Here is a 20,547-nt window from a genome sequence, read left to right as displayed (position 1 = left end):
AGGCCGGGAACACCAACAAAAACCCCGGCCGCTGATCGCGACCGGGGTTCCCGGCAAAGGCGCCTGATGCGCCGTTGCGCCGGCGTTTAAAGCACTTCGAACAATCCGGCCGCGCCCATGCCGCCGCCGATGCACATCGTGACCACGACATATTTCGCGCCGCGCCGCTTGCCTTCGATCAGCGCGTGGCCGGTCATGCGCGCGCCGGACATGCCATAGGGGTGGCCGATCGAGATCGCGCCGCCGTTGACGTTCAGCAGCTCGTTGGGAATGCCCAGCTTGTCGCGGCAGTAAAGCACCTGCACCGCGAACGCCTCGTTGAGCTCCCACAGGCCGATATCGTTCATCTTGAGATTGAAGCGCTCAAGCAGCTTCGGGATCGCGAAGACCGGACCGATGCCCATCTCATCCGGCTCGGTGCCGGCGACGGCCATGCCGACATAGCGGCCAAGCGGGGTAAGCCCGCGCTTCTCGGCGAGCTTTTCTTCCATCAATACGCTGGCCGATGCGCCGTCCGACAGCTGTGAGGCGTTGCCGGCGGTTATGTTGAGATCGGGGCCGAGCACCGGGGCCAGCGCCTTCAGGCCCTCCAGCGTCGTCTCCGGGCGATTGCCCTCATCCTTGGCGAGCGTGACTTCCTTGTGGGATACTTCCTTCGTTTCCTTGTTCACGATCGCCATGGTGGCGGTGACGGGAACGATCTCCTGATCGAACTTGCCGGCGGCCTGCGCGGCGGACGTGCGCTGCTGGGACTGGAAGCCGTATTCGTCCTGCGCATCGCGGCTGATGCCGTAACGCTTGGCGACCACCTCGGCGGTCTGCAGCATCGGCATGTAGATGTCCTTGTGCATCGCCACCAGTTCGGGATCGGGCTGCACGCGCATCTGCGGGGTCTGGACAAGGCTGATCGACTCCACGCCGCCGCCGATCGCGACGTCCATGTTATCGACGATGATCTCCTTCGCCGCGGTGGCGATCGCCATCAGGCCCGAGGCGCACTGGCGATCGAGCGACATCCCGGACACGGTGACCGGCAGGCCGGCGCGCAACAGCGACGTGCGGGCAATATTGCCAGCCTGCGCGCCCTGCTGAAGCGCGGAGCCGAACACCACGTCCTGCACTTCGGCGCCCTCGATCCCGGCGCGCTCGACGGCCGCCTTGATCGCGTGGCTGGCGAGCGTCGGGGATACGGTGTTGTTGAACGCCCCGCGATAGGCACGGCCGATCGGGGTGCGGGCGGTGGAAACGATGACGGCGGAACGCATGGCTTGTTCTCCTGAAGTATCGACGTGCCTGGGGAGGGCATTCTCAGCGGCCGGCCGGAGCCGGGCCATCTCCGGGCATGGGGATCAGACGAAAATCTGCGTGATCCACTCGGCGATCATCGCCGGCTTCTCCGAACCCTCGATCTCCACCGTCGTTTCGGTGGTATACTGGAACTGGCCCGGGCGCTTTTCATCGAACTCGGTGATCTTGGATCGGCCGCGAACGCGCGAGCCGGAAGGCACGGGCGCGAGGAAGCGTACTTTGTTGCCGCCGTAGTTGACGCCCATCTTCACCCCGTCGAGGCGTGGAGCGTCGGCATTCTTCGCGGCGATCAGCGGCAGCAGCGACAGCGTGAGGAAGCCGTGCGCGATCGTCGTGCCGAACGGCGTCTGCTTGGCGCGTTCCGGGTCGACATGGATGAACTGGTGATCGCCGGTCGCGTCGGCGAACTTGTTTATCATGTCCTGCGAAACCTCGATCCAGTCGGACACGGTTTCCTTGCCGATGCTGGCTTTCATTTCGTCCGCGTTCACGGTCCCTCCGTAAGGTTCACCTGCGCCGAGGCGCGATCGGTTCCCTCTAGGCGCGTAACCGCCACCGCCGCAAGGCCCGCGAACCGCAAGCATGAAGATACTCGGGCGATCCCGCGTTTCCGCATGTGATTTACGAACCCGACATTCGAAATCCGTAGCGTAAGCATGGCTTCGCGCGCTCAACCGGTCGCCGGTCGCGCGGCATCCGGTTCGGGCGGATAGGGCATGATGAGCGTGCCATCCGGCGCGGCGGTAAGCGTGGTCTGAGTCGGATAGGGAATCGATATGCCCTGTTCCGCGCACATTTTCAGCAAGCCGACGCCGACATCGTGGCGTCCCTGGAAGGCTGCGCCGAAATCGGCCGATTCGCTGTCGAACTCGATATCGAAATCGAGGCTCGACGCGCCGAAACTCTTGAAGCCGCAACGGACGAAGACGAGGCCGCTCGCCTCGACCACGCCCTTCGCGAGGTCGGGGAACTGCCGGAGCTTTTCCACGGGCGTCTCATAGGCGACACCCAGGGTGAAGGTTGTGCGCCGGAACGAGCGGCGCGTGTTGTTGAGGATTTCCTTGTCGAGCAGCTTGCGGTTGGAGATGATCCGCTCTTCGCCGCTGGTGCCGCGGATACGGGTGGATTTGAGGCCGATCTCTTCGACGGTGCCGGTCGACTGGTCATAGGCGATCGCATCGCCGCGCCGGAACGGCCTGTCGAAGATGATCGCGAGCGCGGCAAACAGGTCGGCGAAAATGCCCTGCGCGGCCAAACCGATCGCGATGCCGCCGACGCCGAGGCCGGCGACGAGGCCGGTGACATTCACGCCGAGATTGTCCAGCACCACGATCAGCGCGATCGCGAACACCGCGAAGCTGACGAGCACTCGGATCAGTCCCATCGCGCTGACCAGCGCCTCGCCGGAATAATGATCCGAGCGCGCGCGCCGCTCGATCGCGCCGATAATAACCTCGCGTGCCCAGACGGCGCTCTGGAAAACCGCGACGATGGTGAACAGGAAGTTGATCGTCGAGGCGACTGGGCGGGGTGCGTCCGCATAGCCCGAGACGAGCTTGGCGGCGAGCAAAGCGATGAAGAGGTTGCCGGTGCGCTGAATGGCGCGCCCGAACACTGCCGGCCAGCCCTTTCCGGATTTGCTGCGCGTCGCAAGCTTCGGGCCGAATTTGCGTACCCACATCAGGAAGGCGGCAATGGCAAGGCCGATCGCGATCGCGATCGCGATCTGGAGCCAGTTGGTCGCGATCCACTCCGCGCTGGATTCGTAGAGCGCGCGCAGCTGCGCATCCAGATTATGCCGGGGCAGGACGGGCGCTTTCGCCGCGCTGCTGTTACTACTCATCCGTCTTCCTTTATCAGGCCGCGATCGCGGCCGGCGCTCCGGTTTCGAGGAACGCAATGAGGCCGCGCTCGATGCGGCTCAAGTGGCGTGTCTTGCGGGGCATGCGCAAGGCCTTGCGGAACGCGGCCTGCCCATTGCGCACCAGGCCGATCAGCGCGGGGTGAACATAGGATTTGCGCGCTATCGCGGGCGTGTTGCCAAGCTGGCGCGTCACCGGCTCTAGCATGGATTTGAGGCTGAGGTCGCGCTCGGCGGTGGCCAGCGCCTCGAAAGCGACGACGCTCGCGCCCCAGGTGCGGAAATGCTTGGCGGTGAAATCCTCGCCCGTCGCCGCGCGGATATAGGCATTGACGTCCGACGAGGTGACGGGATGCGCCTCACCGGCCTCGTCGAGCCAGGTGAACAGTTGCTGGCCGCTCAGATCCTGACAGGCGCGCACGAAACGCGCGAGCGCACGATCGGTGAGAGAGCATTCGCGCTCCACGCCGCCCTTGCCGCGAAAGCGCAGCCGCACGGTGGCGCCCTTCACCCGCACGTGGCGCTTGCGCAGCGTGGTCGCGCCGAAGCTGCGGTTGGCCTTGGCATAGGCTTCGTTGCCGACGCGGATATGCGTCTGATCCAGCAGCCGAACCACTGCTGCCACGGCGCGCTCGCGCGACATCGCGCGTTTGCGCAGGTCCGCTGCGACGCGTTTGCGCAGCAGGGGGAGAGCCAGGCCGAATTCCGCGCAGCGCTCATATTTCGCGGCATCCTGCGCCTCACGAAAATCGGTGTGGTAGCGATATTGCTTGCGGCCCTTCTCGTCCCAGCCGATCGCCTGGATATGGCCATTTGGCCGTGGGCAGAACCAGGCGTTGGTATAGGCGGGCGGCAGCGCGATGGCGTTCAGCCGGTCGATCTCGTCCCGATCGGTGATCCGCTCGCCTTTCGCCGTCCAATATCCCCAGCGACCGCGTATCAGACGCCGGGTGATCCCGGGAGCACTGTCATCGCAATAGACGATTTTCTTGGCGGCCATCGGTCCTCTTTCGCAATGACCGATCCAATGCGCGGTTCGTCGCGGGGTTCCGGAACGATAGGGTGAGGGCGGGGGTTTGGGAGGCGAAGCAACGCCAACGGAGTGCCGCGATGACCGAACTTTCCGATACCCATGTTCTGATGCTCGCGACCGACGGTTTCGAGGATTCCGAGCTGTTTGATCCGCGCCAGGCGCTGCTCGACGCAGGCGTCAAGGTTACGCTCGCGTCGATAAAGACCGATCCGATCCAGGGCGTGAAGAACGACGAGAAGGCAACGCGCACGATCACCCCGGATCTGACGCTGGAGGATGTCGACAGCGAGGATTACGATGCGCTGGTGCTGCCGGGCGGCCTTGCCAATCCGGACAAGATGCGCCTGCAGGAGCGCGCGATCGAGATCGTCGGGGAATTCATGGATGATGACAAGATCGTCGCGGCGATCTGCCACGGCCCGTGGTTGCTCGTGGAAGCGGATGTCGTTGACGGGCGCCGGGTGACGAGCTGGCCTTCGGTTCGCACCGACCTCACCAACGCCGGCGGGCAGGTGGTCGATGAGGAGGTGGTGGTTGACCGCAATCTCATCACCAGCCGCAAGCCCGACGATATCCCCGCGTTCAATCGCGCGATCCTCAAGGCGTTGACCGATGAGCTGGAAAGCGCCGATTGAGCGCGATCAGCCCGCCATGAACAAGGCGGCCGGTGCTTCCGTTTTGCGGAACGCCGGCCGCCAGTTCGTTTCGGCACGCCGGCGCGCCAGATAGGAGTCCAGCCCGATCTGCGCGCCGATCAGCATGTAGATGAACGGTTGGAACGCGATCCCGACGAAAGCGCCCCCGAGCAGATAGATCAGATGCGCGTGCTGCAACGCCCCCGCGAGCGCGCCGCCCCACGCCAGCTCGCCGTCGCGGAACCGACGCCGCAACACTTCCATCCGCACGATGCCGATCACGCTGATGAGCAGCCACAGCGCAAGGCCGGGATAGCCCTGTTCGCCGAGCATCTCGAAATAGCTGGAGTGATAGGCGCGGCTCTTGTCCACCGTCAGATTGCGCTGGAGCGTGGTCGAAGCGCCCGATCCCTTCACTGCCACGGTGTCATAACGGATGCGGTTCTGGATATAGGCGTTGAAGCCGCCGCCGAACGGGTGCGTCTTCGCATAGTCCCATGTCCATTGCCATACCGCTAGGCGCGTCGAGGCGGATTCGTCCGCCTGGTAGGTCTTGATCGTCGCCATCCGGTCGCTGAACGCCGAGGGCAGGAACGGCACCGCGATTACCGCGGCCAGCCCCAGCGCGGCAAGGTAGAGCATCCGCCGCTTCACCTCGCGCAACGTCAGCACGGCGAGCAGCGCGATGCACAACAGGCCCGTGCGCGCCGACGTGCCGACCGGTATCAGCAGGCAGGCGAAGGCGAGGCCGGCGGCGAAGGCCTTCACCCGCCAATCGGTGCCGAACAGCGTGCCGTATCGCGCCAGCCACAGGACGATCGGTATCAGGCAGATCGCCACCGCCGATATGATGCTGCCCTCATACAGCCCGGAATTGTTGGCGACCATCAGGTTCAGCTCGCCATAGCCGCCGCCCGACGCCAGCGTTTTAATCCCGCCGACGATGATGATCGATGCGGCGGAGAGGGTCATGAACAGCAGAAGCGCTTCGATCCGCAGCCGCGTGCGCAGTGTGAGCGGCAAGAAAGCGGCGAAGATCAGCGCTTTCCACACCCAATCCCATTTCTCCAGCGCCTCGGCCGGGAAATCTGCGGTGCGCGTGGTGATCCCGCAATAGAGCATCAGCAACAGGATCAGCGCCTGGCGCGGGGCGAACCGGGAATCGCGCTTGTCATCGAAGATCAGCCACCCGCCGACCGCCAGCGCCACGGCGATCAATGAGATCGGCACGCTGTTGAGCAGCATGTACGTCAACCGCTGCGGCGAGACGATATCGATATAGACATAGGCGAGCACGAACAGGAACGGCTTGCGCAGCCCCATGCCGAGCAGCGCGACGAGAAACCCGATGAACGCCAGATCACGCACGCGGGCGACGCCCCTTGCGCGGCGCGTCATCACGCGGCGACGGCTCGCGATCGAGCTCGGGGCGGCGCAGCAGCAGAAACGCTGCCAGCAGCATCAGCCCATGCGTCAGGCCCAGCGCGAAATTGTCGATCATCGGCGCATGCCCCGCATCATTGCCCGTATCGTGGAGCCCTAGCGCGGATGCGGTTGACGCGGCGTTAAGCGATCGTGTGGCAGTGCGGCGCGCAATGCGCATCCTTCACGTTCTCGATCATGGGCTGCCGCTGCACAGCGGCTATACATTTCGTACGCGGGCGATCCTCACCGCGCAGATCGGGCGCGGCTGGGAAGTGGCGGCGGTCACGGGGCCGCGGCAGGGCGCGACGGACGCGCCGTTCGAGCACATCGACGGCATCGATTTTCATCGCACCGTGCCGCCACGCGCGCTGCCCGCGCCGATCGGGGAATTGTCGGAAATCGCCGCCTTCGCGCGGCGCATCGATGCCGTGGTCGAACAGTTCAGGCCGGATGTGCTTCACGCCCATTCGCCGGTGCTTGGCGCGCTGGCGGCGTGGCACGTCGCGCGCCGCCGCCGGTTGCCGCTGGTGTATGAGATCCGGGCGTTCTGGGAAGATGCGGCCGTCGGCAACGGCACCGGGCGTGAGGGTTCGGCACGTTACCGGGCCACGCGCGCGCTGGAGACGTGGGCGGTGCGGCGCGCCGATGCGGTGGCGGTAATCTGCGAGGGGCTGCGCGGCGATCTGATCGCGCGCGGGATCGATCCGGGAAAGATCCTGGTGTCTCCCAACGGCGTCGATCTCGGGCTGTTCGGCGCGCCGGGGCCGCGTGATGATGCGCTCGCGGCTGAACTGGGGCTGGAAGGAGACACGATCGGCTTCATCGGCAGCTTCTACGATTACGAGGGGCTGGATGATCTGATCGCCGCGATGCCGATGCTCCTGGCGGCGCGGCCGCGGGCGCAGCTGCTGCTGGTCGGCGGCGGGCCGATGGAGGCGCAATTGCGCGCGCAGGCGGCAGCCTCTCCGGCAGCCGGGCGCATCCGCTTCGTCGGGCGTGTGCCGCACGATCAGGTCGAGCGTTACTATGGCATTGTCGAGGTGCTCGCCTATCCACGCAAGAAGATGCGGCTCACCGATCTCGTCACGCCGCTCAAACCGCTTGAGGCGATGGCGCAGGGGCGGCTGGTGGCCGCGTCCGATGTCGGCGGCCACCGTGAGTTGATTCGCGACGGCGAGACCGGCACCCTGTTCGCCGCGGACGATCCGGCGGCGATCGCAGCGGCGCTTGCCGGGCTGCTCGCGGAGCGGAGCGAATGGGATGTCCGGCGCAAGCGCGCGCGCGAGTTTGTGGCGGCGGAGCGTAACTGGTTGTCAAATGTTTCGCGTTACGAACCGGTTTACCAACGGCTGGTCAAAGCCGCGTGTATGGACGAGTCATGGTCGCAAACCTCCCCCCTAAGCACATGAATGTGCGCAAGATTGTCCCGTTTTTGTTTCTCGCGCTGGGATTGGTGGCGGCTGGCCTGATCGCCGCCGCGCCGGCATGGATGCTGGATATGGCGATCGGTCGGCTGCGTCTGGCGGTGCTGGTGCCTGCCGCTGCCCCGCCGATCGGCGTGACCGGGCGGACGTTGCTTGCGCTGGCGGCGGGCGGGGTGATCGCGATCCTCGGGCTTGCGCCGCTTCTTGCGCCTGCGCTGTCTGCGCGCGGACCACGCCGGGCGACCCGGCTGGGCATGACACCGCCGGTGCGCCGTGCGGATGCCCACCCCGATGCGCCGGCTTGCCGCCCGATCGCGGCGCGCAGCGAGCTTGGCGCGCCATTGCCGGCCGATCTCGATCAGCCGCTCGCCGCGTTCGATCCTGATGCGTTGCCGGCGGTGCCGCGCGTGCCGGTGCGGCCGGTCGCCCCGCTGGCGGAGGCGTCTGCCCGGTCCACCAAGGCGGCGCGCGAGGATTGGTTCGAAACCTTCCCATTGCCCGGCGCGAGCGAGGTCGTCGCTCAGCCCGCCGCCTCGATCGCCACGTTGCTGGAGCGGCTGGAGCGCGGCGCAAGCCGGCGCGCGATGGCGCGGTCTGGCGGGCAGGGGCTGGACGATACGCTTGGCGCGCTACGCAAGCTGGCGGCGAACTGACAACTCGCGATTACGCCGCATATTGCCTCAAAACCGTCGCAACTGTCATTTACGGCGGCATGATGGTCTATCGTTCAGCGGCGGTGTGCGCCGCAATACTGGCTTCCGCGACACCGGCGGCGGCGGAAACACCGATCCTTGGCCCGGATGCCGCGCATTGCGCGCCGGGCGGCGGTCCGGCGATCCTCGTCGATATCACCGGTTTGAAGAACAGGCTCGGCACCGTGCGGGTGCGTACCTTCGGTGGCGCGACGTCCACCTGGTTCGACAAGACCAAGTGGCAGACCAAGGTTGAAATCCCCACCCCCCGCGTGGAGCCGATCCGTGTCTGCATGCCGGTCGCCGCGCCCGGCAATTACGCGATCGACGTGCGCCATGATGCCAATGCCAACAATCAGACCGATCGCGCGGACGGCGGCGGTGCCTCCGGCAACCCGCGCGTGACGATCTGGGACTTTATCTTCGGCCGCAAGCCGTCGCCCAAGCAGACGGTGGTGAGGGTGGGGCAGGGCGTCACCGAGATTTCGGTGACGATGATGTATCTGAGCGGTACGTCGCTCAAGCCGCTCAGCGAAACAGGTCGAGAACGCCTGTCCCCCCGCCAGATCGCTTCCTCCGCGAGATAAGGCCGCCGTCTTCCGCGCAGTATTTTTACTGATGGTGATCTTAAAAGTTGAACAATCGCGCGGGCGCTACCGCTCCATCGGGGCGGCAGACAGATGGAGTTGCACGTGCGCAAATTGGCCGGAAACGTTCGTGGAGCCACTGCGATAGAATATGGCCTGATCGCGGCGCTCATTGCGGTCGCCGGGATCGCCGGGATGCAGGCACTCGGCAACCAGCTTTCCGTGACGTTCAACAACGTCTCGTCGAACATGAAGGCAACCTAGGCTGCGTATAAGCCGCCGGCCCCTCGCAGCGCCGGCGACTTACGGATCACAGGTCGATCAGAATCCGCGTCGGGTCTTCCATCGCGTTCTTGAGCGCGACGAGGAAGGTCACCGCCTCCCGGCCGTCGATCAGGCGATGATCGTAGCTGAGCGCGAGGTACATCATCGGACGTACCACGACCTGGCCGTCGCGCACCACGGGGCGATCCTCGATCCGGTGCAGGCCCAGCACGGCGGACTGCGGCGGATTGATGATCGGGGTGGACATCAGCGAGCCGAACACGCCGCCGTTCGAGATCGTGAAGGTGCCGCCCTTCATCTCGTCCATCTTGAGCGTGCCGTCCTTGGCGCGGCGCCCGAAATCGCCGATCGTCTTTTCGATGCCGGCCACCGATAGCTGGTCGGCATCGCGGATCACCGGCACGACGAGGCCGTTTGGCGCGCTCACCGCCACCGAAATATCGGCATAATCGTGATAGACGATCTCGTCGCCCTCGATCGAGGCATTGACCGACGGAATGTCCTTCAGGGCCATCGTCGCGGCCTTCACGAAGAAGCCCATGAAGCCCAGGCGGACGCCATGCTTTTTCTCGAACAGATCCTTGTACCTGGCGCGCGCCTCGATCACCGCGGTCATATCGACATCGTTGAACGTCGTCAGCATCGCGGCGGTGTTCTGCGCTTCCTTCAGGCGCTTCGCGATCGTCTGGCGCAAGCGCGTCATGCGCACGCGCTCTTCCTTGCGGCCCGCGGAGGCGGCGACCGACGGGGTGACGGGCGCCTCGGCCACGGCCGGGGTCGGCGCCTTGGCGGTGGCGGCGGCGGCGACGTCTTCCTTCGTCAGGCGGCCGTCCTTGCCGGTGCCGCGGATCGTCGCGGGATCGACGCCATGTTCCAGCACCGCGCGGCGCACGGACGGGGAGAGGGCCGCGGGCGTATTGCCCGGCTCGGCGGTGCTCGGGGCCGGGGCCGGGGCAGCCGGTGTCGCAGCGGGCGCGGCTGGTGCAGCCGCAGCGCCGCCGCCGGCCTCGACCGTCGCGATCATCGCGCCGACCTGCACGGTATCGCCGACCTGCACGGCATGCTGGCCGAGGATGCCGGCGACGGGCGAGGGCACCTCGACCGAAACCTTGTCGGTTTCCAGGCTGGCGATCGGCTCGTCCACCGCCACCTTGTCGCCGGGTTGCTTGAGCCATTCGCCCAGCGTCGCTTCGGTGATCGATTCGCCCAGCGTGGGGACCAGAACTTCGGTTGCCATCTCTACCTCGTCATCCCTGCCTGAGCAGGAATCTTGCTGTCACTGTGAGGCTCCGGCGGCAAGCGCCGGAGCAACGAACATCACGCGCCGGATTTGCCGGCTTTCTTCGCCGAATCGCCCTCGCGGGTACGGCGGATTTCTTCGCGAACATTGTGGCCGAGCGCATCGGCGACCAGCGCGCCCTGTTCGGCCTGGTGGCGCTTCATGAGGCCGGTCGCCGGGGAAGCGGCGGCGGTGCGGCCTGCGTAGCGCGGACGCTTCACGGGCGCGTCGGCCTTGATGAGCGCCTGTTCGATATACGGCTCGACGAAGAACCAGTAACCGTTGTTGCGCGGCTCCTCCTGTGCCCAGATCACCTCTTTCAGGTTCGGCATCCGTGCGATGCGTGCCGCCAGCGCGTCTCCGGGGAAGGGGTAGAGTTGCTCCACGCGCACGATCTGGGTGTGCTGGTCGCCCTCCGCATCGCGCGCCTCGATCAGGTCATAGGCCACCTTGCCGGTGCACAGCACCAGCCGGGTCGTTTCCGCGTCCGCCGGCGCCGACGGATCGGAAAGAATGCGGCGGAAGTGGCTGTCGCCCTGGAAATCCGCGGCGCTCGATACCGCCATCTTGTGACGCAGCAGCGATTTCGGCGTGAACACGATCAGCGGCTTGCGGAACGGGCGATGCATCTGCCGCCGGAGCAGGTGGAAATAATTCGCCGGCGTGGTGCAATTGGCGACCTGCATGTTGTCGCCCGCGCAAAGCTGGAGGAAGCGTTCGGGGCGCGCGGAGCTGTGCTCCGGCCCCTGGCCTTCATAGCCGTGCGGCAACAGCATCACGAGGCCGTTGGCGCGCAGCCATTTCGCCTCGCCCGATGCGATGAACTGGTCGATCATGATCTGGGCGCCGTTGACGAAATCGCCGAACTGCGCCTCCCACAGCACCAGCGTCTTGGGATCGGCGAGCGCATAGCCATATTCGAAGCCAAGCACGCCATATTCGGACAGCGGGCTGTCCAGCACCTCGAAATCGCCATGCTCGACCTGCGCGAGCGGGACGTATTTGTGCTCGTCGTTCTGATCGACCCACACCGCATGGCGCTGCGAGAAGGTGCCGCGCCCGGAATCCTGCCCGGAAAGGCGCACGCCATAGCCTTCGGAGAGCAGCGAACCATAGGCCAGCGCCTCGCCGGTCGCCCAGTCGAAATTCTCGCCCGATCGGAACATCTCGCGCTTGGCGTCAAGCACGCGGGCGAGCGTCTTGTGGATCGCGATCGTGTCGGGAACGGTGGTCAGCAGCCGGCCGATCGCGTCGAACAGCTTGGGTTCGATCGCGGTGTCGGCGATGCGTCGCGCGGTTTCGGGATCGGCGGGCGCGGACAGGCCTGACCAGCGGCCGGCGAACCAGTCCGCCTTGTTCGGCTTGTAGCTCGCCCCCGCCTCGAACTCGCCTTCGAGCAGGGTGGTGAACTGCTTGACGTTCTCGTCGACCCATGCCTGATCGACCACCTTCTCGGCGATCAGGCGCCGGCCGTATATCTCGCTCACCGGCGCGTGGCTGCGGATCGCCTTGTACATCAGCGGCTGCGTGAAGCTCGGCTCGTCGCCCTCGTTGTGGCCGAAGCGGCGATAGCACCACATGTCGATCACCACGTCGCGGTGGAATGTCTGGCGGTATTCGATCGCCATCTTGCACGCGAAGGTGACGGCTTCGGGATCGTCGCCGTTCACATGGAAGATCGGTGCCTGCACGCCCTTCGCCACATCCGAGGGATAGGGCGAGGAGCGCGCGAACTGCGGGCTCGTCGTGAAGCCGATCTGGTTGTTGATGACGAAATGGATGCAGCCGCCGGTATTGTAGCCGCGGATGCCGGAGAAGCCGAGGCACTCCCACACGATGCCCTGGCCCGCGAACGCGGCGTCGCCGTGGATCAGCACCGGAAGTGATCGGGAATGCTCGTCGAGATCCTTCGCGATGGTCTGGATCGCGCGTGTCTTGCCCAGCACCACCGGGTCCGCCGCCTCGAGGTGAGACGGATTGGCGACGAGCGACATGTGCACCTTGATGCCGTCGAATTCGCGATCGGTGGAGGTGCCGAGGTGGTATTTCACGTCGCCCGATCCGCCGATGTCATCGGGGTTGGCCGATCCGCCGGCGAATTCGTGGAAGATCACGCGCAGCGGCTTGCCAAGCACATTGGCGAGCACGTTGAGGCGGCCGCGATGGGCCATGCCGAACACGATCTCGTTGACGCCCATCTGGCCGCCATATTTGATGACGCTTTCCAGCGCCGGGATCATGCTCTCGCCGCCATCGAGGCCGAAGCGCTTGGTGCCGACATATTTCTTGCCGAGAAAGCGCTCCCACTGCTCGGCCTCGATCACCTTGTTGAGGATCGCCTTCTTGCCGTCGGGGGTGAACTGGATCGCCTTGTCCTTGCCCTCCATGCGCTCCTGGAGGAAGCGGCGCTCGTCCACATCGGCGATGTGCATATATTCGAGGCCGACGTTGCCGCAATAATTCGCGCGCAGCGTGTCGACGATCTCGCGCACCGTCGCCCATTGCAGGCCCAGCGTGCCGCCAAGATAGACCGGCCGGTCGAGATCGGCGTTCGAGAAGCCGTGATATTCAGTGGTGAGATCGGCCGGCAGCTCGCGCAGGCCGGAGAGGGCGAGCGGATCGAGGTTCGACGCCAGATGCCCACGCACGCGATAGGTGCGGATCAGCATCTGCGCCCGGATCGCGTCGGCGGCGGCCTTCACGATCGCGTCCTGGCTGGGGGCGGGAGCCTCGGCGGGGGCCGCGGGCTTGCCCTTGGCCGGCCTGGCCGCCGGCTCCATCTGGGTCGGATCGAGCGCGGCGGTCAGATCGTCGGTGCTGCTCAGCGGCCAGCGATCGCTTTCCCACGACGGGCCGGAAGCAGCGCCTTCGAGGCCCTCGAAGAATGAGCGCCAGCCCGGCTCCACGCTGTCAGGAGATACCTTGTAGCGCGCGTAGAGCGCATCGATGAACGCCGGCGATACGCCGCCCGCGATATCCGAGAAATCCTGGCCTTCGTAGCCCATTTCAACTTCACTCCGCCGGCCCGGCAGGTGCTGCCGAAGCCCCAGGCCGCCGATTCCCCCGCACCGTGCCGGGGAAGGCGGCCTGCCATGTCAATTCAGCCCTTCAACACTTCCAGCAGGGTCGAGCCGAGTTCGCTCGGGCTCGCCGCCACCTTGATCCCGGCGGCTTCCATTGCCGCGATCTTGTCTTCCGCGCCGCCCTGGCCGCCCGAGACGATCGCGCCGGCATGGCCCATGCGGCGGCCCGGGGGCGCCGTGCGGCCCGCGATGAAGCCGGCCATCGGCTTCTTGCGGCCGCGCTTCGCCTCGTCGCGCAGGAACTGCGCCGCTTCCTCTTCGGCAGATCCGCCGATCTCGCCGATCATGATGATCGATTCGGTCGCGTCGTCCGCCAGGAACAGTTCGAGCACGTCGATGAAGTTGGTGCCGTTCACCGGATCGCCGCCGATGCCGACAGCCGTGGTCTGCCCGAGGCCCGCGTTCGACGTCTGGAACACCGCCTCGTAGGTGAGCGTGCCGGAGCGCGAGACGACGCCGACGGATCCCTTGCGGAAGATGTTGCCCGGCATGATGCCGATCTTGCACTCGCCGGGCGTCAGCACGCCGGGGCAGTTCGGGCCGATCAGGCGGGATTTGCTGCCGGAAAGCGCGCGCTTCACCTTCACCATGTCGAGCACCGGAATGCCTTCGGTGATCGTGACGATCAGCGGCACTTCGGCGTCGATCGCCTCCAGGATCGAATCCGCCGCGAAGGGCGGCGGCACGTAGATCACGCTGGCCGTCGCGCCGGTCTTGGCGACGGCTTCGGCCACGGTATCGAAGTTCGGCAGGCCGAGTTCCTCATGCGTCGTTCCGCCCTTGCCGGGGGTGACGCCGCCGACCATCTGCGTGCCGTAATCAAGCGCCGCCTTCGTATGGAAAGTGCCGGTCTTGCCGGTCATCCCCTGCGTGATGACCTTCGTGTTCTTGTCGACGAGAATGCTCATTGGCTCTCCGATCAAACCCTTAAACCGGCCCGATGTTCGGGCCGGATCTCAAAACCATGCCTCCTCGCCGTAGCGGGGGCGCAAATCACTTCAGCGTTTCGTCGATGCCCTTGCACGCGACCAGCAGTTCCTTGACCGCATCGACCGAGACCTGAAGGTTTGCCTTCGCTTCGTCGCTCAGCTTCACCTCGACGATCTTCTCGACGCCGCCCGCACCGATCAGCACCGGTGCGCCGACATACAGATCGTTCACGCCATATTCGCCGGAAAGATGCGCGGCGGCCGGCAGGATGCGCTTCTGATCGAACAGATACGCTTCGGCCATCGCGATCCCGCTCGTCGCCGGGGCATAATATGCCGAGCCGGTCTTGAGCAGCGCGACGATCTCGCCGCCGCCGCCGCGCGTGCGCTTCACGATCTCGTCGACCTTCTCCTTGGTCGAGAAACCCATCGCGATCAGATCGCTCACCGGAATGCCGCTGACGGTCGAATATTCCAGCACCGGCACCATCGTGTCACCGTGGCCGCCGAGCACGAACGTGTTCACGTCCTTCACCGAAACGCCGAATTCCTCCGCCAGGAAATGGCTGAGGCGCGCCGAATCGAGCACGCCGGCCATGCCGATCACCTTGTTGTGCGGCAGCCCGGAAAACTCGCGCAGCGCCCACACCATCGCGTCCAGCGGATTGGTGATGCAGATCACGAACGCGTCGGGGGCGTTGTTCTTGATGCCTTCGCCGACCGCCTTCATCACCTTGAGATTGATGCCGAGCAGGTCGTCGCGGCTCATGCCCGGCTTGCGGGCGACACCGGCCGTGACGATGATGACGTCCGCGCCCGCGATATCCTTGTAATCGTTGGTGCCGATGATCTTCGCGTCGAAGCCCTCGACCGGGCCGCACTGCGACAGATCAAGCGCCTTGCCCTGCGGCACGCCCTCCACCACGTCGAAAAGGACGATATCACCAAGGCCCTTCAGGGCTGCCAAATGCGCGAGCGTGCCGCCGATATTTCCGGCGCCGATCAGCGCGATCTTCTTGCGGGCCATTCCATCCTCTTTCCGTCAGGGGTTGCGGCGTGAATGGAAAGGTCGCCTACGCCCATCCGAAGCCTGGGGCAACCCGATAACGGCGGGTGGTTAAGGAATTTACTGCAAAGAGTTCGCAATATCAATAGAGCGCCCGGGCAGGCGCTCCTGAACTCAGGCACGGCACGGAACAGGCATTGCGAAGGCTAGTTTCCGTGCCCGGCGGCGAGATATTCCTCCGATCGCATCTCCTCCAGCCGGCTGACGGTGCGCTGGAACTCGAAGCGACCATCCCCTGCGGGGTAGAGGTGATCCGGCTCGGCATCGGCTGCGGCGAGCAGCTTCACCTTGTGCTCGTAGAGCGCGTCGATCAGGCTGACGAAGCGCGCCGCCTCGTTGCGGTTTTCGGGGCCGAGGATCGGGATGCCGACCAGGATGACGGTGTGATAGCGTCGTGCGATCGCCAGGTAATCGGCGCTGCCCCGCGCTTCCGCGCACAGCCGCTTGAAGCTGAACACCGCGACGCCCTTCAGCGATTTCGGAACGTGCAGCGTCCGGCCCTGGACCACCATGTCCTCGCTCGGCACATGGCCGCTGTCTTCGGGGGGATAGTCGGTCAGGCGGAAGAAGGCGGCGGAAAGTTCGGTGGTCGCCTTGGCGCCGTTGGGGACGAGCCACGTATCCTGCTGGCCCAGCCGATCGCGGCGATAGTCTATCGGCCCGTTCAGGGTAAGCACGTCGAGCCGCTGTTCGATCAGCGCGATGAAGGGCAGGAAATGCTCGCGGTTGAGGCCGTCCCGGTAGAGGTCGCGCGGCGCGCGGTTCGAGGTGGTGACGACCGTGACGCCCGCCTCGATCAACGCGGTGAACAGCCGCGAAAGGATCATCGCATCCGGGGAATTGGTCACCATCATTTCGTCGAACGCCAGCAATCGGGCCTCCGCGGCGAGCGCCTGTGCGACCGGCAGGATCGGATCGCCCTGTTCCTTGCGACGCTCGATCGCGATGCGGCCGTGCACCTCCAGCATGAATTCGGCGAAATGAACGCGACGCTTTGGCTCAACCGCCACATTGGCGAAGAACAGGTCCATCAGCATGGATTTGCCGCGGCCGACATCGCCCCACATGTATATGCCGCGCGGTGCGATCGGGCGACGACGGAAAATGCCCTTCGTCTTGGGATGTTCAAGTTCGGCGGCGAGTGAGTCGAGGCGGCGCGCGGCAGCGGCCTGCTGGGCGTCCGGCCGCAGCTCACCGGCGGCGACGAGCGCTTCGTAGGCGGAAAGAACCTTAGTCAACGTCTGCTCCAGTCATCGCCGCGAGCTGCGCGGCCAGGGGGTGCGGATGAGCCTTCCGCTCCAGTCGTAACGGGAAGCTGCGCGGCAAGCGGCGGATGCGCCTCTGCTCCAGTCATCGCGGCGAACTGCGCGGCCAGGGGCTGGTGAGCCTCTGCTCCAATCGTCGCGGCGACCTGCACGGCAAGCGACGGATGCGCCTCTGCGCCAATCGTCGCGGCGAGCTGCGCGGCAAGCGACGGATGCGCCTCTGCTCCAGTCATCGCGGCGAGCTTCGCGGCCAGGGGCGGATGAGCGATCAGCGCGCGCTCGGCTTGCGGATCGTACCGGAGAACTCGGCCGCTATTTCCTCTCCCGCGCCCCCCTGCACCACTAGCCCGCGGAGAAATAGCAGCCGCCGGGTTTCGCGGAGCAGCTCGACCCGGGCCTCCAGCGGTTCGCCGATCCGGCCGGCACCGATGAAGTGCGTGTTGAGATCGAGCGTTACAGCCGTGCCCGCAGCGACCAGCCCGAAGCTGCGCGCGGCGGCGAACAGTGATACGTCGATAAAGCCCAAAAGCGCGCCGCCGTGGACGACATCGGCAAGATTGGAATGCTGCCGCTCCGGCGTCATCCGCACGCGCGCCAGACCATCCTCCACCCGCACGATCATTTCGCCGAGAAAAGCGTTGTATCGGGTCGAATCCCTGAACCCCCAGCGCATCCATCCTGGATGATCGGGATGTTCCTCATAGAGAAATTCGGTTTTGGGTTCGGTCATGGAGTCATTCCGGCAGGGACCGGATCGCCCCGAGCCGGCCAGTGGGGCGGCCCCGGGACGCGTCGGGGCCCGCCATTCGCTAACCGGATCAGACGATCCGTTCGGCTTCCATCTTCTTGATCTCTGCTATCGCCCGCGCCGGAGACAGCCCCTTCGGGCACGCGTTGGCGCAATTCATGATCGTGTGGCAGCGATAGAGGCGGAAAGGATCTTCCAGCGCGTCGAGGCGCTCGCCGGTCATCTCGTCGCGGCTGTCGGCAAGCCAGCGATACGCCTGCAACAGGATCGCCGGGCCGAGGAACTTGTCACTGTTCCACCAATAGCTCGGGCACGACGTGGAGCAGCAGGCGCACAGGATGCACTCATACATGCCATCAAGCTTGGCGCGATCCTCGGGCGACTGGAGCCGTTCCTTGCCGGCCGGCGGGGGCGTAACCGTCTGCAGCCACGGCGTGATCGACGCATATTGCGCATAGAAATGGGTGAAATCAGGGACGAGATCCTTGATAACATCCATCGCCGGCAGCGGCGTGATCTTCACCTCACCCTTCATGTCCTCAATGGCGGTAGTGCAGGCGAGACCGTTCTTGCCGTCGATGTTCATCGAGCAGGAGCCACAGATGCCTTCCCGGCACGAGCGGCGGAACGTGAGTGAAGAATCTTGCTCGCTCTTGATCTTGATGAGCGCATCGAGAACCATCGGGCCACATTCGTCGAGGTTTACCTCGAATGTGTCGTAGCGCGGGTTTTCGCCCGAATCGGGATCGTAGCGATAGATTTTGAAATTCCGCATCTTGCCGCCGGGTTGCGGCGACGGGATTTTCCGTCCGCCTTTGATCTTGCTGTTCGCGGGCAAGGTGAATTCGGCCATCGTTCTTCCCGATTCAGTCGGTTGCGGTCGCGGAGCGGAGGCCGCTCCAGTCGAGATTGCGCGTCAGGTACATGATGCCGGCCAACGCCGCAAACAGGAGAATCGCGCCAATCAACAATGAATATGCCTCAAGGCTGAGCAACACGTAGAGAATCGCGTAAAGCGCGGTGAGCAGGGCGGCGATATAACCGGCGCGGCGCCAGCTTTTCAGTACTGCCGCGGAATACGTCGTGAGCAGCCCGATAATCGCTCCCGCCGCCAGGATATAGGCCGCAGCAAAGCCGATCACTTCCGCAAAGGCGAGCAGCATCACGAAGAACAGCACCAGCCCCGCGCCCACCAGCAGATATTCCGCCGCAGCCACGCGCACGCCCGCGATCACATCGAACATCAGAAACGCCATGAAGGTGAAGCCGATGAAGAGGAAGCCGTACTTCACCGAACGGTTGACCTGACTGTAGAGATCGACCGGGGAAATCAGGTCAACCCGCGCCTCGTAGCTGCCGGCAGCCTGTGCAGTGTCATAGCGATCGGGAAGCGCATCGGGCGCGCGGTCCGGCGTTTGCTCGCCGGCGGAGACGAGCGCGCGACCCAGTGCCAGGTTCCCGACGCGCCAGGTCGCGCTGAAACCGCCTTTCGTGACCTGTTGCGCGGTCGGCAGAAAGCCGCCCTGGAAGCTCGGGTGCGGCCATTTGGATACAACTGTCCAGCGCGTATCCCCGGCCTGCGGGGCCAGCGAGAGCCAGCCGTTGCCGCGAAAGGTGAAGGCGAAGCGCGCGCTCATCGAGCGATCGCGCAGCGCAGAGGCGTCTAGCCACGTGAAGAACCCCGCCCCGCCTGTCGCGGGCGAGCCCTTACCGGGTTGCAGCATCAGCTTGCGTCCGTCGACCGCGACGACAGGCGGCGTGCCGAACAGGCCGCGCGCATCGCGTAGCCCGAAGCGGAGTTCGGCACGGTCGAAGAACAGGCGATCCCGCGTTATGCCAAAGCGGGCGAGATCGGCCGGCAAAGAGAAACGCGCGCTGCCGCTGGCGGTCGCTTCGAACAGCACTGCTTCGTAGATCGAGCGGCGGCGGCGCTCCGGGGTGAGCTCCGTCCTCAGGTCTGCCTGCTCGGGTGCCAGCGTCAATTCGCGCCACACCATTGTCGTCCTGGCGACCTGCCGGCCGCCTTCGTTGACCGTTTCGCTCACCTGTTCCTGGTATGGGAGCACGAGCACGGGCCCCGCCATCGTCTGCGGACCACCCCATCCTTCGGCGATCGAGACGCGCGCTACCTGCGACTGGGACTGGCGATCGTACACCAGCATGTAGACGGTGAAGAGCGGGATAGTGAGCAGGGCCGCGATCAGCACGACGAACAGCAATTTTCGGCCGGGCGTCCGTTCATCTACTGACATTTTACGCGCTCCCTGCGACGGACAGCGCCGAATTAGCGCCGAAACGATGGAGCGACAATCCTCGCCGGTTGTGCTGTTGCAAAACGCCGATGGATCAAGCGGTGCTTTGCTGCGTTCAACGGACCTTGCCGTTTGGTAAAAGGGGAAGAGAATAGATGCGTATCGCTCATGTCATCTGCGTGATGGCCGCTGTTTCGTTGCCGGCGGCGATCTCTGCCCAGGAAAAAAAGCAGGGTAATGATTCCACGCTGTCCGAGGCTGGCAAGATCGCAGCGCGGCCGGCGCATGACGTAGGGATCGCGAACAAGAAGGTTCCCCCTGTGCTGCAACGCGCCGCCGCTGCGCCTTACAGCCTGCAGGGAACTGCTTCGTGCGGGCAGCTTTCGAGCGGCATCGCATCGCTCAATTCGGCGCTCGGGCCGGATTTCGGCGAGAAGGCGGCGGTATCAGGCTCAAAGGCCGGGCAGATCGCCAAGATTGCGGGCGAAACGGTTGTCGACACCATCATCCCGTTTCGCGGGTTGGTCCGCGAAGTGAGTGGTGCGGCAGCGGCGCAGCGCCGGATGCAGGCGGCGACTTACGCGGGGCTCGCTCGGCGCGGCTTCCTGCGCGGGGTTGCACGGGGGAAGGGCTGCCGGATCTGAAACCTCGCCAGATGACCGCGGCGGAAGAAAG

The 20,547-nt window shown here is 65.3% G+C and carries 21 protein-coding genes; 6 read left to right on the top strand and 15 right to left on the bottom strand.

Annotation, left to right across the window (positions count from 1 at the left end; genetic code table 11):
- Nucleotides 1-86: 86 nt before the first annotated feature.
- The 4 genes from FFS35_RS06595 to FFS35_RS06580 form a co-directional block, all read right to left on the bottom strand.
- Nucleotides 87-1,265 carry an acetyl-CoA C-acyltransferase gene (locus tag FFS35_RS06595; protein WP_137786342.1) on the bottom strand — a complete coding sequence of 393 codons (1,179 nt, stop codon included), beginning with the start codon at nt 1,263-1,265 and terminating at the stop codon, nt 87-89.
- An 84-nt stretch (nt 1,266-1,349) separates the two neighbouring features.
- On the bottom strand, nt 1,350-1,784 hold the full coding sequence (locus FFS35_RS06590) for a MaoC family dehydratase (RefSeq protein ID WP_137786486.1): 435 nt from the start codon (nt 1,782-1,784) through the stop codon (nt 1,350-1,352).
- Nucleotides 1,785-1,978: 194 nt separating this feature from the next.
- Nucleotides 1,979-3,151 carry a mechanosensitive ion channel domain-containing protein gene (locus FFS35_RS06585; protein WP_137786341.1) on the bottom strand — a complete coding sequence of 391 codons (1,173 nt, stop codon included), beginning with the start codon at nt 3,149-3,151 and terminating at the stop codon, nt 1,979-1,981.
- A gap of 13 nt (nt 3,152-3,164) precedes the next feature.
- On the bottom strand, nt 3,165-4,169 hold the full coding sequence (locus tag FFS35_RS06580; RefSeq protein ID WP_137786340.1) for a DNA topoisomerase IB: 1,005 nt from the start codon (nt 4,167-4,169) through the stop codon (nt 3,165-3,167).
- A gap of 110 nt (nt 4,170-4,279) precedes the next feature.
- Here FFS35_RS06580 and FFS35_RS06575 point away from each other — a divergent pair, with 110 nt between their 5' ends.
- Complete coding sequence (locus tag FFS35_RS06575) at nt 4,280-4,837, top strand: type 1 glutamine amidotransferase domain-containing protein (RefSeq protein WP_137786339.1); 558 nt, start codon at nt 4,280-4,282, stop codon at nt 4,835-4,837.
- Between the two features lie 6 nt (nt 4,838-4,843).
- On the opposite strand, the gene FFS35_RS06570 is transcribed toward FFS35_RS06575, so the two are convergent.
- Entirely contained in the window at nt 4,844-6,205 is a 1,362-nt protein-coding gene (locus FFS35_RS06570) for a putative O-glycosylation ligase, exosortase A system-associated (protein ID WP_137786338.1), read from the bottom strand.
- Nucleotides 6,198-6,440 (bottom strand): hypothetical protein, encoded by a 243-nt coding sequence (locus FFS35_RS06565; protein ID WP_137786337.1) that lies wholly within the window; start codon nt 6,438-6,440, stop codon nt 6,198-6,200. Before FFS35_RS06565 ends, FFS35_RS06570 begins: the two co-directional genes overlap by 8 nt.
- Here FFS35_RS06565 and FFS35_RS06560 point away from each other — a divergent pair.
- The 4 genes from FFS35_RS06560 (at nt 6,433) to FFS35_RS06545 (ending at nt 9,229) form a co-directional block, all read left to right on the top strand.
- Nucleotides 6,433-7,671 (top strand): TIGR04063 family PEP-CTERM/XrtA system glycosyltransferase, encoded by a 1,239-nt coding sequence (locus FFS35_RS06560; protein WP_137786336.1) that lies wholly within the window; start codon nt 6,433-6,435, stop codon nt 7,669-7,671. The two genes, FFS35_RS06565 and FFS35_RS06560, sit on opposite strands and share 8 nt — an antisense overlap.
- Before the next feature lie 2 nt (nt 7,672-7,673).
- Nucleotides 7,674-8,339, top strand: a complete 666-nt coding sequence (locus tag FFS35_RS06555; RefSeq protein WP_137786335.1) for a hypothetical protein — start codon at nt 7,674-7,676, stop codon at nt 8,337-8,339.
- Between the two features lie 62 nt (nt 8,340-8,401).
- Nucleotides 8,402-8,965: a DUF2141 domain-containing protein gene (locus FFS35_RS06550; protein ID WP_171007542.1), complete on the top strand. Its 564-nt coding sequence runs from the start codon at nt 8,402-8,404 to the stop codon at nt 8,963-8,965.
- 93 nt (nt 8,966-9,058) lie between these two features.
- Complete coding sequence (locus tag FFS35_RS06545; protein ID WP_137786333.1) at nt 9,059-9,229, top strand: Flp family type IVb pilin; 171 nt, start codon at nt 9,059-9,061, stop codon at nt 9,227-9,229.
- Between the two features lie 46 nt (nt 9,230-9,275).
- Here FFS35_RS06545 and odhB read toward each other — a convergent pair whose 3' ends face one another.
- The 9 genes from odhB to creD all read right to left on the bottom strand — a co-directional run bounded on the left by odhB (nt 9,276) and on the right by creD (nt 19,872).
- A complete protein-coding gene (gene odhB / locus FFS35_RS06540) occupies nt 9,276-10,487 on the bottom strand; it encodes a 2-oxoglutarate dehydrogenase complex dihydrolipoyllysine-residue succinyltransferase (RefSeq protein ID WP_137786332.1) in 1,212 nt (403 codons plus the stop codon).
- An 80-nt stretch (nt 10,488-10,567) separates the two neighbouring features.
- Nucleotides 10,568-13,534 carry a 2-oxoglutarate dehydrogenase E1 component gene (locus FFS35_RS06535; RefSeq protein WP_137786331.1) on the bottom strand — a complete coding sequence of 989 codons (2,967 nt, stop codon included), beginning with the start codon at nt 13,532-13,534 and terminating at the stop codon, nt 10,568-10,570.
- A gap of 95 nt (nt 13,535-13,629) precedes the next feature.
- Nucleotides 13,630-14,520, bottom strand: coding sequence for a succinate--CoA ligase subunit alpha (sucD, locus tag FFS35_RS06530; protein WP_137786330.1), 891 nt, complete (start codon nt 14,518-14,520; stop codon nt 13,630-13,632).
- Nucleotides 14,521-14,605: 85 nt separating this feature from the next.
- Nucleotides 14,606-15,568 carry a malate dehydrogenase gene (gene mdh / locus FFS35_RS06525; protein ID WP_137786329.1) on the bottom strand — a complete coding sequence of 321 codons (963 nt, stop codon included), beginning with the start codon at nt 15,566-15,568 and terminating at the stop codon, nt 14,606-14,608.
- A 185-nt stretch (nt 15,569-15,753) separates the two neighbouring features.
- Nucleotides 15,754-16,845 carry a cell division protein ZapE gene (zapE, locus tag FFS35_RS06520; RefSeq protein ID WP_137786328.1) on the bottom strand — a complete coding sequence of 364 codons (1,092 nt, stop codon included), beginning with the start codon at nt 16,843-16,845 and terminating at the stop codon, nt 15,754-15,756.
- Nucleotides 16,842-17,105 carry a hypothetical protein gene (locus tag FFS35_RS06515; protein WP_137786327.1) on the bottom strand — a complete coding sequence of 88 codons (264 nt, stop codon included), beginning with the start codon at nt 17,103-17,105 and terminating at the stop codon, nt 16,842-16,844. Before FFS35_RS06515 ends, zapE begins: the two co-directional genes overlap by 4 nt.
- Before the next feature lie 35 nt (nt 17,106-17,140).
- Complete coding sequence (locus FFS35_RS06510) at nt 17,141-17,602, bottom strand: PaaI family thioesterase (RefSeq protein WP_137786326.1); 462 nt, start codon at nt 17,600-17,602, stop codon at nt 17,141-17,143.
- Nucleotides 17,603-17,690: 88 nt separating this feature from the next.
- Entirely contained in the window at nt 17,691-18,473 is a 783-nt protein-coding gene (locus tag FFS35_RS06505; protein WP_137786325.1) for a succinate dehydrogenase iron-sulfur subunit, read from the bottom strand.
- Nucleotides 18,474-18,486: 13 nt separating this feature from the next.
- On the bottom strand, nt 18,487-19,872 hold the full coding sequence (gene creD, locus FFS35_RS06500; RefSeq protein ID WP_137786324.1) for a cell envelope integrity protein CreD: 1,386 nt from the start codon (nt 19,870-19,872) through the stop codon (nt 18,487-18,489).
- Nucleotides 19,873-20,027: 155 nt separating this feature from the next.
- On the opposite strand from creD, the gene FFS35_RS06495 reads away from it, so the two are divergent.
- Nucleotides 20,028-20,516 carry a hypothetical protein gene (locus FFS35_RS06495; protein WP_249341493.1) on the top strand — a complete coding sequence of 163 codons (489 nt, stop codon included), beginning with the start codon at nt 20,028-20,030 and terminating at the stop codon, nt 20,514-20,516.
- The last annotated feature ends 31 nt before the right edge of the window (nt 20,517-20,547 follow it).

Source organism: Sphingomonas sp. 3P27F8 (assembly GCF_005502745.1).
Classification (GTDB): domain Bacteria; phylum Pseudomonadota; class Alphaproteobacteria; order Sphingomonadales; family Sphingomonadaceae; genus Sphingomonas.
The sequence above is the reverse complement of the archived record's forward strand: the minus strand, read 5'-3'. Positions and strand labels throughout refer to the sequence as shown.

Coding starts and splice junctions, on each gene's coding strand:
- FFS35_RS06595 (WP_137786342.1), bottom strand. CDS start 1,265: ATGCGTTCCGCCGTCATCGTTTCCACCGCCCGCACCCCGATCGGCCGT.
- FFS35_RS06590 (WP_137786486.1), bottom strand. CDS start 1,784: ATGAAAGCCAGCATCGGCAAGGAAACCGTGTCCGACTGGATCGAGGTT.
- FFS35_RS06585 (WP_137786341.1), bottom strand. CDS start 3,151: ATGAGTAGTAACAGCAGCGCGGCGAAAGCGCCCGTCCTGCCCCGGCAT.
- FFS35_RS06580 (WP_137786340.1), bottom strand. CDS start 4,169: ATGGCCGCCAAGAAAATCGTCTATTGCGATGACAGTGCTCCCGGGATC.
- FFS35_RS06575 (WP_137786339.1), top strand. CDS start 4,280: ATGACCGAACTTTCCGATACCCATGTTCTGATGCTCGCGACCGACGGT.
- FFS35_RS06560 (WP_137786336.1), top strand. CDS start 6,433: ATGCGCATCCTTCACGTTCTCGATCATGGGCTGCCGCTGCACAGCGGC.
- FFS35_RS06565 (WP_137786337.1), bottom strand. CDS start 6,440: ATGCGCATTGCGCGCCGCACTGCCACACGATCGCTTAACGCCGCGTCA.
- FFS35_RS06550 (WP_171007542.1), top strand. CDS start 8,402: ATGGTCTATCGTTCAGCGGCGGTGTGCGCCGCAATACTGGCTTCCGCG.
- FFS35_RS06545 (WP_137786333.1), top strand. CDS start 9,059: ATGGAGTTGCACGTGCGCAAATTGGCCGGAAACGTTCGTGGAGCCACT.
- odhB (WP_137786332.1), bottom strand. CDS start 10,487: ATGGCAACCGAAGTTCTGGTCCCCACGCTGGGCGAATCGATCACCGAA.
- FFS35_RS06535 (WP_137786331.1), bottom strand. CDS start 13,534: ATGGGCTACGAAGGCCAGGATTTCTCGGATATCGCGGGCGGCGTATCG.
- sucD (WP_137786330.1), bottom strand. CDS start 14,520: ATGAGCATTCTCGTCGACAAGAACACGAAGGTCATCACGCAGGGGATG.
- mdh (WP_137786329.1), bottom strand. CDS start 15,568: ATGGCCCGCAAGAAGATCGCGCTGATCGGCGCCGGAAATATCGGCGGC.
- FFS35_RS06515 (WP_137786327.1), bottom strand. CDS start 17,105: ATGACTGGAGCAGAGGCGCATCCGTCGCTTGCCGCGCAGCTCGCCGCG.
- FFS35_RS06510 (WP_137786326.1), bottom strand. CDS start 17,602: ATGACCGAACCCAAAACCGAATTTCTCTATGAGGAACATCCCGATCAT.
- FFS35_RS06505 (WP_137786325.1), bottom strand. CDS start 18,473: ATGGCCGAATTCACCTTGCCCGCGAACAGCAAGATCAAAGGCGGACGG.
- creD (WP_137786324.1), bottom strand. CDS start 19,872: ATGTCAGTAGATGAACGGACGCCCGGCCGAAAATTGCTGTTCGTCGTG.
- FFS35_RS06495 (WP_249341493.1), top strand. CDS start 20,028: ATGCGTATCGCTCATGTCATCTGCGTGATGGCCGCTGTTTCGTTGCCG.